The sequence below is a fragment of the Thalassospira sp. SN3W genome (assembly GCF_038070535.1).
In the GTDB taxonomy this organism is placed as follows: domain Bacteria; phylum Pseudomonadota; class Alphaproteobacteria; order Rhodospirillales; family Thalassospiraceae; genus Thalassospira; species Thalassospira xiamenensis.
The window spans coordinates 3,802,277-3,815,466 of the sequence record NZ_CP121124.1; the positions used below are offsets into that span (position 1 = coordinate 3,802,277).

Sequence of the window (13,190 nt, forward strand, 5' to 3'; positions counted from 1 at the left end):
ATAACATAGTTTGGAGCAGCGAAATCAAATGGGCGTTCTGAAATCGACGACATGGCGGTGGTCGGGGCACGGGTCCGCGAAAGTTAAATTGCGGCCCTTGCTGCATGCGGGATCGGCGCTTGCTGTTGTGCTGATGCTGGGCGCCTGTTCTTCGGTCCCTGATGCAATCAATCCGGTCGAATGGGGAAAATCGATTGGTGATGCTTTTGACGGCGACGAGGAAACTGCTGCCAAGTCGGATCAGCCGATTCCGGGTGAAGACGAAGATTATCCGCGTCTGGCCGATACGCCGGCCAAGCCGGTTGTGACCGGTGATGCCGAACGTGATGCGCTTGTCGCCGGTTTGGCAGCAGACCGCGCCAATGCGCAATATTCCCAGTCGGGCCGTCGTCAAAGCACGCCGCCGGTCAACGCGCTTCAGCCGCAGCCGCAGCAAAGTGCCGAAAGTGTTGATATGCCGACGATTGCGCCGGCACCAACCACATCGGTTAGCAGTAGCGCCATGGCGGAGCCGCAAAAAGCAGCTGAAACCAAGGCAACTGCAACCGCTAGCGCCGCAACGGGCAGTGCTGTGACTTCGGCGCAGTCCGGTTCTAGGATTGCCGATGAATGGAGTGCCAAGGCACCGGCGTCTGGACCCGTTCCAACACCGCAACCTGCGCCCGAGAAGCCCGATGTTCTGAAATCTGAACAGGAAAGAGCCGAGTCTTCACAAGTCGCGCCCGGATCGTCAGGATCATCAACCGGTGACCCGGTGATGGACCAGTACAATCGGCGTCTTGCAGAAGGTCAGGGCGTGTTTGCCAATGAACCGCCGGCACAATCATTTGACTATTCTGCCTATTCCGATAACGGGGCGGTAATTGTCGATGAAAGCCAGCTTGGTAGCGGTGACAATGCCTATCTGTCCGATTCTGCCATGCCCTATGCCGAAACCGCGAACGAGGTTCTGGCATCGCGTCTTGGTGTGCGTTCCGTTGATACGCTGGGACCAAGTGTAAATGGTGTGCAGGTTGCACAAATCCAGTTTGGCCATGGTTCGTCGAATCTGTCGGGCACGGATAACAATGTCCTGAGCCAGGTTGCCCAGGCGTGGCGTCAGACCGGCGGTATCCTTCGTATTATCGGCCATGCGTCGATGCGTACCGCGAATATGAGCCTTGAAGAACATCTGGCGATCAACCGTCAGGTTTCGGAACAGCGCGCTTCGGCGGTGGTGTCGCAGCTTGTGTCTCTCGGTGTTAACCCTGATGCGATCTTTGTCGGGGCCGACGGATCGGCTGACCCGCGCTATTATGAAGGCGTTCCTGCCGGTGAAGCCGGAAACCGCCGTGTTGAAATCTTTATGGATTATTGATCCTAAAAAAGGTACATCCTTCGAATTGTACGGCGCGCCACCCGCATTTTGTCGTGTGGCGCGCAATTTTTTTCAATTCGACGACCCGGTTTTCGCAGAAAATTCGAAAATCGGCGAAATGACGAGGATGTAGGATAATGTCCCAGGAATTCCATCGCATAAAACGCCTCCCGCCATACGTATTTGCTGAAGTAAATGCGATGAAAGCGGCGGCGCGGCGAGCGGGAGAGGACATTATCGACTTCGGCATGGGCAACCCGGACCCGGCCACCCCGCAACATATTGTCGACAAGCTGGTTGAAACGATCAAGAATCCGCGCACGCATGGTTATTCCATGTCGCGCGGTATCCCCGGTCTGCGCAAGGCGCTGGCGGCTTATTACGGGCGCCGGTTCGGGGTGGATATTGATCCTGAAACCGAAACCGTTGTGACGCTGGGCTCCAAGGAAGGGCTTGCGAACCTCGCCGCAGCTATCACCAGCCCCGGTGACATCATTCTGGTGCCCAATCCGTCCTATCCGATCCATGCGTTCGGTTTCATCATTGCCGGTGCGGCATTACGCCACATTCCGATTGGTCATGACGAACAGGGCGAATTCAACGCCGAAAGCTTTATGGAGCAACTACACCGCGCGGTGAAACATTCGGTCCCGAAACCGAGTGCGGTGGTCCTGAACTTCCCGGCCAACCCGACATCGCTGGTGGTTGACCTTGATTTCTATAAGGAAGTTGTCGATTTCTGCCGGGCGCAGGAAATCTATATCCTGTCGGATATCGCCTATTCGGAAATCTATTTTGATGGCAATCCGCCGCCCTCAATCCTTCAGGTCGAAGGGGCGAAAGACATTGCCGTTGAATTCTATTCCCTGTCGAAAACCTATTCGATGGCGGGATGGCGCATCGGTTTTGCCACCGGCAACAAAAAGCTGATCAATGCACTGACGCGGATCAAATCATATCTTGATTACGGTGCATTTACCCCGATTCAGGTGGCGGCAACGGCAGCATTGAACGGCCCGCAGGATTGTGTCGAAGAATTCCGTAACCTGTATCGTGACCGTCGCGATATCTTTATCGAAGGTATGCAAAGTGCCGGATGGCATATTCCGGTCCCGGCGGCGACCATGTTTGCCTGGGCTCCGATTCCCAAGGCGTTTGAAGAACTCGGATCGCTTGATTTCTCGAAGCTTCTTTTGCAGGAAGCGGGCGTTGCGGTGGCACCGGGACTTGGCTTTGGCGAATATGGTGATCGCCATGTGCGTATCGCGCTTGTTGAAAACAAACATCGCATCCGGCAGGCCAATCGTAATATCAAGGCATTCTTCCAGAAATATCCCGATGCAGAATCTGCACGTGAACTGTTGAAGAAATCCGTCTGATATTCGATAAAGCATTCTATGTTTCGCCCGGGACATGTCCCGGGCGAAGTTTTGTGTGCGTATCAGATGTTGTAAAAGACTCCGTCGCGCATGCGCAAATCCAACCACGGCATGAGGAGTTATCGTGCAAAACGTCGTAAAAATCGGTGTGGCAGGCCTTGGTACGGTCGGTGCCGGAACCGTTAAACTGCTGAGCGAACACAGGGGTAATCTGACGGACCGTTCCGGTTCTCCGATGATTGTCACAGCAGTATCGGCGCGCGATCGAACTCGGGACCGTGGATTTTCGACCGAAGGCATTACCTGGTACGAAGACGCCCGTGACCTTGCAACTGACAAGAATGTCGATGTGGTTGTTGAAACCATTGGCGGTTCGGACGGCATTGCCTATGACGTCTGCAAGGCCGCCCTTGAAAACGGCAAGCATGTCGTGACGGCCAACAAGGCGCTGATTGCATTGCATGGGGTGGAACTGGCACGCATTGCCGATGCAAATAACGTGACGATCGCCTATGAGGCCGCGGTTGCTGGCGGTATTCCGGTGATCAAGGCGCTGCGCGAAGGATTGGCGGGGAATGTCATTTCTCGCGTGACCGGGATTCTGAACGGGACGTGCAACTATATCCTGACCACCATGCGCGAACAGGGGCGTGACTTTGCCGATGTTCTGGCCGAGGCGCAAAAACTTGGCTATGCCGAAGCCGACCCGACCTTTGACGTTGATGGCATTGATGCCGCGCACAAGCTTGCAATCCTGACCAGCCTTGCCTTTGGCGTCGAGGTCGACTTTGACGCGATTGCGGTTGAAGGCATTCGTAGCGTTTCCGCCCTTGATATCCAACTGGCTGAAGAGCTTGGTTATCGCATCAAGTTGCTGGCGATTGCCAAACAGACGTCTGAGGGCATCGAGCAGCGTGTTTCACCGGTTCTTGTTGACCGCAGCACCCAGATTTCAAAAGTTGAAGGTGTGTTTAACGCGGTCGTGCTTGAAGGCGATTATGTCGGGCCGGTCGTCCTGCAGGGGCGTGGGGCGGGCGAACGTCCGACCGCATCGGCTGTGGTGGCCGACCTTGTTGATATTGCGGCCGGGCGCAATGCGCCGGTCTTTGGTGTTCCAGCGGATCGTTTGAAAAAGAATGTGCGGGCCTCTCTCGAAAAGCATGTCGGGCCTTATTACCTGCGTCTGATGGTCTGGGATCGCCCGGGTGTCATGGCCGAGGTCACCGCGACCCTTGCCAAGCATGGTGTGTCGATGGCGTCCATGATCCAGCATGGCCGGGCCGAGACCGAGGGTGGGGTTGTTCCGGTGGTGTTCGTGACCCACGAAACCAGTGAAGCGGCGATGTCCGGGGCGCTTTCCGACATTTCGGCGTTCGAAAGCAATTCGCAGCCGCCGGTCCTGATGCGGATCGAAGGATTTACTTCGTAACAAAACAAAAAAAAGACATATGCGCCTCGCAGGTATAATACCGCGAGGCGTAATTATAAGTCCCGAGCCAAACGGGACACGCCGGGAAACAGAAAGACGGGGCTCCCAGACCCCGCGTTAATGACGAGGATGAAGTTATGGATCGAAATCTCGCGCTTGAAACCGTTCGTGTTACCGAAGCCGCAGCACTTGCCTGTTCCGGGCTTATGGGGCGCGGTGATGAAAAGGCCGCTGACCAGGCCGCCGTGGACGCAATGCGCAATGCCCTTAACAGCATGGATATTCGCGGTACCGTCGTGATCGGCGAAGGTGAACGCGACGAAGCACCGATGCTGTTTATTGGCGAAGAAGTAGGTTCGGGCGAAGGCCCGGAAATCGATATCGCACTTGATCCGCTTGAAGGCACGACCATCTGCGCGACTGGTGGCCCGAACTCGTTGGCCGTTGTTGCCATGGCGGAAAAGGGCGGGTTCCTGAACGCACCGGACACCTATATGGACAAAATCGCCGTTGGTGGTGGTCTGCCAGATGATGTTGTCGACCTTGATGCCAGCCCGGCCGAAAACCTGAAAAGCCTTGCCTCGGCAAAGGGCTGCGATGTTTCCGATCTGGTGGTTTGCATCCTTGATCGCCCGCGCCATCAGGAAATCATCGCCAAAACCCGCGAAGCCGGTGCGCGTATCATGCTGATCGGTGATGGTGACGTTGCCGGTGTTATCGCGACCTCGCAGAAAACGTCGGGTATCGATCTTTATATGGGAACCGGTGGCGCGCCCGAAGGTGTTCTTGCGGCGGCCGCCCTTCGTTGCATTGGTGGCCAGTTCCAGGGGCGTCTTGTTTTTCGCAATGATGACGAAATTGCGCGCGCCAAAAAATGGGGCATCGAAGACCTTACCCGTAAATACAAACTGACTGAACTTGCCAAGGGCAATGTCATGTTTGCCGCAACCGGTGTGACCGATGGTGCAATGCTGCGCGGTGTGCGCCGTTTCGCCAATGGTGCGGAAACCGAAAGCATCGTGATGCGGTCGCAGTCGGGCACTGTGCGCTATGTGCGCGCGGTTCACGATTTCAGCCGGAAAATCTGGTACAAGTAATTCGCCAAAGCGGATCGCGAAAACAAGGGAGTGCCTTTGCGCTCCCTTTTTTCGTTTATCGCTTGCGGGGGTACGCTGTCCGGGTTACATCCTCCGCCCCTTGAAAATGAAACGCCTTTGCCGGAGCCGCCATATGTCCGAGATTATCGCCCTTGATTTTGGTACGACCAATTCGGTGCTTGCCGTGGCCGACAGCAACGGCAATGTGCAATCGGCAACGTTCGAGGTCGGGCAGAACAGTTTTGATACCTATCGGACCATCCTGTATTTCTGGGAAGAACAGAAGCTGACCACACCCGGTGCGCCGATCAGTTTGCAAAGCTGTTCCGGGCCGTTTGCTATGGCCGAATATCTGAAGGAAAGTCAGGATTGCCGACTGATTCAGTCGATCAAATCCTATCTGGCGTCCAAGGATTTCGAGGGCACCGAGATTTTCGGCAATGTCTATACGATCGAAGATCTGATCGCGACGTTCCTGACCCAGATACATCATCACGCGCAATACAGCCTTGGCGGCCTTGGCTATCGGGTGATTTCCGGGCGTCCGGTCGCGTTTGCCGGAACAAATCCCGATAACGATTATGCCGAAATGCGCCTGCGTGCGGCCTATGAGCAGGCCGGGTTCGAGGTCGAGGCCATGGTGTTCGAGCCCTTGGCGGCAAGCTATTATTACGGTCGTCAGCTTGATAAACCCGAAACCGTTCTGGTCGCCGACTTTGGCGGCGGTACCAGCGACTTTTCGGTGATCCGCTTTACACCGGGCATGGGGATTCGCGGGGTTCAGGCGCTTTCGCACACCGGTCTTGGCATTGCGGGCGACAGCTTTGATTACCGCATCATCCAGAAAGCGATCTGGCCGCGTCTTGGTTTTGGCAGCGAATATCGCACGATGGGGGCCGCACTTCCGGTGCCGCGCCAGTATTACACCGCGTTTTCGCGCTGGCATTACCTGTCGATGATGCGCCAGCCCAAGGTGATCAACGAAATCAGAAGCCTGATCCGGACCGCCGAACAGCCCGACGATATCGAAGATCTGGTAACAATCATCGAAGAAGAACTGGGTTTCCATCTGTATCAGGCGGTGTCAAAAGCCAAGGCGGAGCTTTCAAGCGAGCAAAGCACGATCCTGCAATTCAACCATGCCGGGGTCGAGATCGAGGAACGCCTGACACGTGCCGATTTCGAAACTGCGATTGCGCCTGATATCGCCGATATCGAAAAGGCCGCCAAGCTGTGTCTTGAGCAGGCGGGTATTCAGGCCCACGAGGTTTCGCGCGTTTTCATGACGGGTGGGACGTCCTATGTCCCGGCGGTGCGCAAAATTTTTGAAGACGGCTTTGGCCAGGAACGGGTCGAAATTGGTCAGCCATTCCTGTCGGTTGCGCATGGTCTTGCGCTAATTGCAGCGGATGAGGGGATCGTTTAGCAACTAAAACTGCCCTGACACTGGGTTTCAAGCAGGATCACGGCCACCGTTATCAGGACAAACCCGATCACGCCAAGCCCGTAAAGCCACAGCGATTTCGGGTGGTTCTTTAGAATCCACGGCAGGATGCCGCCCATCAGGCACAGCACCGGAAACGCCAGAACGGCAAAAAACAGAAACCAGGTCAGGTTGTTTTCGTCCGAGCCTGGTGCATCGAATATCATCGGTGAGAACATCACCAGCGGGGCGGCCATCAGGGCACCCAGAATGGAAAGGACGGTAAGGCCGATCCGAAGACCTTTTCTATGGTTCATTGCGCGTATCCGTTTTTTGTTTATCCCGGCAGTCTGCACAGCTTTGACGTGTGAGCAAGAGGTTGCAGGCAGGCGCATGTTTTTCACGATGCGAAATCGTCACTTCTTTTTGTGAAAGATCGATCACACTCATCTTCAGGTTATCAAGGGGCGGGCATTCGTTGCTGTATAAGGCCCGATGAGCTTTTTCAGGGAGGATGATTGATGAGCAGTGAAAGTGACGCACATGTTGTTGCACGGTTGACGGGCCAGATGCTGCCGTCCCTTGCGTTGGCGGCAACCGATGGTCAGGCGGTTGATCTTGCGACCCTGACCGGGCGCACGGTTGTCTATGCGTATCCGCGCACAGCCGAACCAGACAAGCCAGCCCCCGATGGGTGGGATGAAGTCCCCGGTGCAAAGGGCTGCACGCCGCAATCCTGTTCCTTCCGCGATCACGCCAAGGAGCTGTCGGCTGTCGGTGTCGATCATCTTTTCGGGCTTTCCAGCCAGACCACCGAATATCAGAAGGAAGCCGCCGAACGGCTGCATCTGCCATTTGCGCTTTTGTCCGATGCCGATCACCGGTTCAAGGAATCCATGGCGATGCCGGACTTCATCGTTGATGACATGCGGCTGTTCAAGCGTCTGACCATGATCATTGATGATGGCAGGATTGCCAAGGTTTTCTATCCGGTTGATGCCCCGGCGCAAGATGCCGAAAATGTTCTGGTGTGGTGCCACGATAATCCAAAGGGCTGATGGATTAAAATATCCGGTTTAAGCGCGCCCCGGATTAGGCTATTTCAATGGGCATGACAGACCATGCGCAAGAAAAGACATTTTTGGGGATAGAGCGATCCGTTACCGGTAAATGGTGGCGGGAACGCAATCTGGATGATCGGCTGGCAACCACCATTGCCCAGCGTTTTGGCGTTCCCGAGGTTGTCGGGCGGGTAATGGCTGCCCGCGATATCGGGCTGGATGATGCCGAAAGTTTCCTGAACCCGACCCTGCGCGACCTGATGCCCGATCCTTCGACCTTGAAGGATATGGACAAGGCAGCCGCCCGTATTGCCGATGCGGTGATCAAGGGCGAAAATATCGCGGTTTTTGGCGATTATGACGTTGATGGCGCGACCAGTACCGCGCTGTTAAAGCGCCTTTTCGCAGCCCTTGGGCGCGATGTGGTGGTACATATCCCGGACCGCCAGAAGGAAGGTTATGGCCCCAACAGCCCGGCCTTGCTGGATTTGCAACGTCGTGGTGCCAATCTGATCCTGACGGTCGATTGCGGGGTGACGGCCTATGCGCCGCTGACCGATGCCAAGGAAGCCGGGATCGAGATCATCGTTGTTGATCACCACGCGGCCGAGCCAGAATTGCCACCCGCCGTTGCGGTGGTCAACCCGAACCGTCTTGATGATGAAAGCGGCCTTGGGCATTTGTGCGCCGCGGGTGTTGCCTTTTTGCTGGCTGTTGCGATCCTGCGCGAATTGCGTTCGCGTGGCTGGCTGGAACAGGCAGGCATTCGTGCGCCCGATTTGCGCAACTGGCTTGACCTTGTGGCACTTGGCACGGTTTGCGATGTGGTGCCACTGCGCGGGCTTAATCGGGCATTCGTGACGCAAGGCATCAAGATCATGCGCCATCGCCACAATGTCGGCATGGCGGCGCTGGCCGATATTGCCGGGGTAAATGAAACGCCCAGTGCCTATCATCTTGGATTCATGCTGGGGCCGCGGGTGAATGCCGGTGGGCGGGTAGGGGAGTCGTTCCTTGGGACGACGTTGCTTTCGGGCGATGATCCCGCCCAGGCGCTGGATATCGCGCGCAAGCTTGATGAATATAACCGTGAACGCAAGGCGATCGAGGATATTGTGCTTGATCAGGCGATCAGCGCGGTTGAAAGTCAATCAAAGGTTGGTGCAATGGTGCTGGTCGGCGGCGAAGACTGGCACCCTGGTGTGATCGGTATTGTCGCCAGCCGTTTGAAGGATCGTTACCACGTGCCGGCCCTTGTGATGGGCATGGTTGATGGCGTTTACAAAGGATCAGCGCGTTCGGTGCGCGGGATTGACCTTGGGGCCGCGATCATTGCTGCACGGCAGGCGGGGCTTTTGATCAATGGCGGCGGGCATGGGATGGCGGCTGGTTTCACCCTTGATCCGGAAAAACGCCCGGCATTCGAAGAATTTCTTGAAACCCGGTTTGCCAAAATCATCGCTGAAAATGATATTCGCCCGACCATGACGGTTGATGGTGGCCTGCATGCGATGGGGGCGACGCTTGATCTGATCGAGGCCCTCGAAAAGCTTGGCCCGTTTGGTGCCGGCAATGCCGAGCCGCGCTTTGTTTTCCCGGAATGCCGGGTAGTCAAGGCTGACGTAGTGGGCGCTGATCACGTGCGTTGCATATTATCGGGCAGCAATGGCAAGGGGCGCCTTAAGGCCATTGCATTTCGCTGCCTTGACAATGACATGGGCCAGACTCTGCTGAAGCATGGCGGGCGGCCCTTGCATATCCTTGGCCATTTGCGGCGCGACAGCTGGCAGGGGCGTGATGGTGTGCAATTGATTATTGACGACATTGCCCTACCGGTTCTCGGCTAAGGTACATTTTCAGGTCCTTGTACCGGGCCGTTAAAGCGGCCCGGTAACGCGCGGAATTAAATGCGGAAACTGCCTAGGCGTTCTTTCAGCTTTTGTCCGCGCGGCGTTCTTGCTGCCGATCAAGAATAATGGTGATCGCCTGCGACAATATGGTGGCCATCTCGCTGCTATCTCGATTATTTTCGAGGTTCTCGACGATCTGGTCATAGGCACCAATAATGTCATTGGCAATTTGAGGGCTGTTCGTGATGCCTTCGGCTGCGAGAAATCCGCTTATGATGGCGATAAGGACCTCGCGTTCTGCTGGCCCGGTACAATATGGATTTGGTGCCCGGGTTGTTTCAGGCTCGTTCACTGTATTCGGTTTCTTCGCGGTTCCCCTTGGGGGCTCACCTGTTGCGATCCACTGCAAAGAGATACCCTTTGAGATGGCAAGGCGGGCAACGCCGACAAAGCGAGGTTCCGATTGTGCCTGACACCATCTGTTCAATTGTTCAGGGATGATACCGGCGATCCGGGCTGCATCTTTTTTTCGATCAAACATATCGACGACATGGCGAATGCGATCCCCAAGCGCGCTATCAAGTACGGGCAAAGGGGCGTCTGTATCCCGCCTATCCATGATGCACGCAGTATATTGCCGGCTGTGAAACGTCATTACCCGGTTTCCGCAAAATGCTGGAGTAACGAAATTTTTTAGTTGAATGTCGAATTTTTTCGTTGTAAATCTTGCTCATGTTCAACTTTAACTGGCTTTTTTAACCAAAGGGCTTGGTTTTGTTGTTCGGGCTTGGGGATCGGCGAAGAGTGGGCGCCGAAAGAATCGAAAACAGCATACTACATCAACATGTTCTAAAATTAGACTGCTACCCTTTCGGACGGAATCCGTCTTGCACGTGGCATGTTAGCGTCACGTGAAGGCGCATTCTTGTTCAAATGGATGGTTCCCTTTGAATCTAGATATGTACGACGTTACTGGCAATCAACATGTCGGGCTACCATGTTGAATAAACAGGTTATGTGACAGTTCGTTCTTTCGGTCCTGCAAGTTTCTTTTTTGCGGCTTTTTGCATTTCATAGCTGACAGGGAAACATATGCGACGGACGGGTATATTCTTTCATCCAAAGGAGCGGCGAGGCATTACGATTTTGCGGCGCATTGTCGTAATTGTTGCCTTTGCTGCCGTCATCCTGTGGTCGCACGGTATGGTCGCAGCTGCCCAGACGGGGGATATGCTTGCCGCAGCCCGGTCGATAAAGATTTATACCGAGGATTTTGCACCCTTTAATTACATGTCGGATACGGGGTTGACCGGTGCCGGGACGGATGTGGTCCGTGAAATGGCCGCGCGTCTGGGGCATGACGGAAAATTTGAGGTGCTTCCGTGGAAACGGGCCCTGCAAATTGTCGACAATGAACCCGGCACGGCTGTTTTTTCAATGGTGCGAACGTCTGAGCGCGAAGATGAGTATAAATGGGTTGGGCCAATCATTGTGACGCGTGGCTGGCTTTATAAAATGACCGACAGCAACCTTGAAATCCGCGATTTGAGTGACGCACGCAAAGTTGCCGCCATCGGGGTGCAGGCAGGCGGTGCGGCGGAACGAATGTTGCGCGAACAGGGCTTTAAAAACCTTGCGGCACTTTATACACCTGGGAATGCGTTACAGCTTCTGGCCAGTGACCGGATAGACCTATGGGAAGCATCCGATCTGGTTCTGGAGCATCAGTGTCGCAAGTTCGGAATTGACCGGTCCGAAGTTGAACCGGTTATCGGCTTGGGAATTTACGAGCTTTATCTGGCATTTTCACTGCAAACGCCGGACTTCATCGTGGATCAATGGCAGATGGTTCTTAACGATCTGCGCAGTGACGGGACATTTGTCGAAATCGGCCGAAAATACGGTGTTTCGATGCTGCATGAGGGGGCCGAAGTTCCGTCAGGTGAAGAATTCAATCTGATGACGCGTTGATCGCGACAGAGGGTGATCTGAACCCGCCTGTGTCATTGCGCCAAACGTATCACGGCAATACATCAGGATATATCTTACGGGGGCTTGCGGGTATCCCGTGATCGGATTATGCCATTTGGCATCATGAATGATCATACAAAAACACCAAAGCAGGCCGTGCACGGGGTAGGGACATTTTTATGGATCCTGGCACCGGTCGTGCTGGCCTTTTCGCTCAGCCAGTTTTTCCGTTCTGCACAGGCCTTGCTGGCCGAATCCCTTCGGGCGGAGCTTTCGACCTCTCCCGAGGAACTTGGCCTGATATCGGGCAGTTTTCATTTTGCCTTTGCCTTGATGCAAATTCCCGTCGGTGTGATGCTGGACCGTTACGGGCCGCGTTTGACCAATGGTGTGATGATGATCATCACGGTGGCCGGTGTTCTGATCTTTGCCAATGCGCATAGTGTGGCGGGATTGATGATCGGGCAGGCGGTGATCGGCCTTGGCTGTTCAGCGGCCTTCATGGCGGCATTGGTGCTGGCATCGCGTTGGGTGGCACCGGAAAAGTTTGCCGCGACTTCTGGCCTGATTGTGGCGTTCAGTTTGCTGGGCGTTCTGGCATCGGCAACGCCATTGGCCGCCCTGATCGAACTGCGCGGCTGGCGCGACGTTTATTACGGGCTTGCCGTGCTCAGCGCGCTTTCGGTTGTTCTGACATTCACCATGGTGCGCGACGCACCGCCAAAGCACAGCTTCCATTCCCGAAAGGGCGAAACCGTGGGTGAGGCATTGCGCGGCATGATCTCTGTCTGGAAAAACCGGCAGGTCTGGTTTCTGGTTGGTGTTGCCTTCTTCAGCTATCCGGCGATCCTGACCGTACGTGGGCTTTGGGGCGGGCCGTACCTACAGGACGTCTTCCATCTCGGGGCGGTGGATGTTGGTAACGTTCTTTTGGTGATGACAATCGGCATGATCATCGGACCGCCCGCCTATGGGCAACTTTCGCGCCTGATGGGCGGTGCGGCACATCCCCTGATCGTCTTTGCCGTTCTGATTGCGGCTGTGCTGTGCCTGTTGCAGGCGCTGCTGGGGACGACAGCTCTTTGGCTCGCCGCGGTCCTGATGGTCGCACACGGGCTTCTGGGCAGCTGTGCAACGCTTAACTATGCCGCATCGCGGGCCGCGGTGCCCGAACATCTGATTGGCCGTGCCCTGACCACGGTCAATCTGGCGACCTTTGGCGGGCTGTTTGTCCTTCAGGGGATTGCAGGTGTGATCATTGGTCGGTTTGAGCCGGGCGCAACGGAGGGCTATCGCGTGATGTTTGCCTTCCTTGGTGTCTGCCTTGCGATTGCGGGAACGGCCTTCTGGATGGGAACCCGAAAACGGTCGAATTGATTTCAAGCGGTTTTGTGCGGGTGCCTTTGCGGTTGTCGTTGCGGACATGCGTTCGCATATGTGTTGGACAAGGATATTGCAGGATCGTGCGATGATCCTTGCGGTTAAACAGGATGCTTGGATTTCCCGGCTTTTGGCGTGTTATCGCCCTATTTGCGGTGGGGGATTAAAAAAAACGTCACAGCGGCGAAAAACGCGCTTGACCTTGCCCGACCCAATCGCTAAAAACCGGCCTCGTTAACGCGC

11 protein-coding genes are annotated in these 13,190 nt (G+C 55.5%); 9 read left to right on the forward strand and 2 right to left on the reverse strand.

All coding sequences use genetic code 11. The features are described from left to right. The first annotated feature begins 28 nt into the window (after positions 1-28). The 5 genes from P8T57_RS17440 to P8T57_RS17460 all read left to right on the forward strand — a co-directional run bounded on the left by P8T57_RS17440 (position 29) and on the right by P8T57_RS17460 (position 6,688). On the forward strand, positions 29-1,357 hold the full coding sequence (locus P8T57_RS17440) for an OmpA family protein (RefSeq protein WP_341363832.1): 1,329 nt from the start codon (positions 29-31) through the stop codon (positions 1,355-1,357). A 137-nt stretch (positions 1,358-1,494) separates the two neighbouring features. Further along, a complete protein-coding gene (locus tag P8T57_RS17445) occupies positions 1,495-2,736 on the forward strand; it encodes an LL-diaminopimelate aminotransferase (RefSeq protein WP_007091618.1) in 1,242 nt (413 codons plus the stop codon). Between the two features lie 124 nt (positions 2,737-2,860). Further along, positions 2,861-4,165 (forward strand): homoserine dehydrogenase, encoded by a 1,305-nt coding sequence (locus P8T57_RS17450; protein ID WP_341363833.1) that lies wholly within the window; start codon positions 2,861-2,863, stop codon positions 4,163-4,165. 137 nt (positions 4,166-4,302) lie between these two features. Then, the gene (glpX, locus tag P8T57_RS17455) at positions 4,303-5,262 is read left to right on the forward strand and encodes a class II fructose-bisphosphatase (RefSeq protein ID WP_007091616.1); all 960 of its coding nucleotides are present in this window, start codon (positions 4,303-4,305) and stop codon (positions 5,260-5,262) included. Between the two features lie 133 nt (positions 5,263-5,395). Next, positions 5,396-6,688, forward strand: a complete 1,293-nt coding sequence (locus P8T57_RS17460; protein ID WP_341363834.1) for an Hsp70 family protein — start codon at positions 5,396-5,398, stop codon at positions 6,686-6,688. On the opposite strand, the gene P8T57_RS17465 is transcribed toward P8T57_RS17460, so the two are convergent. Then, on the reverse strand, positions 6,685-7,002 hold the full coding sequence (locus tag P8T57_RS17465; protein WP_007091614.1) for a hypothetical protein: 318 nt from the start codon (positions 7,000-7,002) through the stop codon (positions 6,685-6,687). The two genes, P8T57_RS17460 and P8T57_RS17465, sit on opposite strands and share 4 nt — an antisense overlap. A 204-nt stretch (positions 7,003-7,206) precedes the next feature. Between P8T57_RS17465 and P8T57_RS17470 the strand changes: the two genes are divergently transcribed. Continuing rightward, positions 7,207-7,743 carry a peroxiredoxin gene (locus P8T57_RS17470; protein ID WP_341363835.1) on the forward strand — a complete coding sequence of 179 codons (537 nt, stop codon included), beginning with the start codon at positions 7,207-7,209 and terminating at the stop codon, positions 7,741-7,743. 47 nt (positions 7,744-7,790) lie between these two features. Next, on the forward strand, positions 7,791-9,593 hold the full coding sequence (gene recJ / locus P8T57_RS17475; protein ID WP_341363836.1) for a single-stranded-DNA-specific exonuclease RecJ: 1,803 nt from the start codon (positions 7,791-7,793) through the stop codon (positions 9,591-9,593). An 85-nt stretch (positions 9,594-9,678) separates the two neighbouring features. Here the strand turns inward: recJ and P8T57_RS17480 are convergent, their stop codons facing one another. Further along, positions 9,679-10,251, reverse strand: coding sequence for a hypothetical protein (locus tag P8T57_RS17480; RefSeq protein ID WP_341363837.1), 573 nt, complete (start codon positions 10,249-10,251; stop codon positions 9,679-9,681). 491 nt (positions 10,252-10,742) lie between these two features. Between P8T57_RS17480 and P8T57_RS17485 the strand changes: the two genes are divergently transcribed. Further along, positions 10,743-11,567: a transporter substrate-binding domain-containing protein gene (locus P8T57_RS17485; RefSeq protein ID WP_007091610.1), complete on the forward strand. Its 825-nt coding sequence runs from the start codon at positions 10,743-10,745 to the stop codon at positions 11,565-11,567. A gap of 123 nt (positions 11,568-11,690) precedes the next feature. Then, the gene (locus tag P8T57_RS17490) at positions 11,691-12,944 is read left to right on the forward strand and encodes an MFS transporter (protein WP_139328168.1); all 1,254 of its coding nucleotides are present in this window, start codon (positions 11,691-11,693) and stop codon (positions 12,942-12,944) included. The last annotated feature ends 246 nt before the right edge of the window (positions 12,945-13,190 follow it).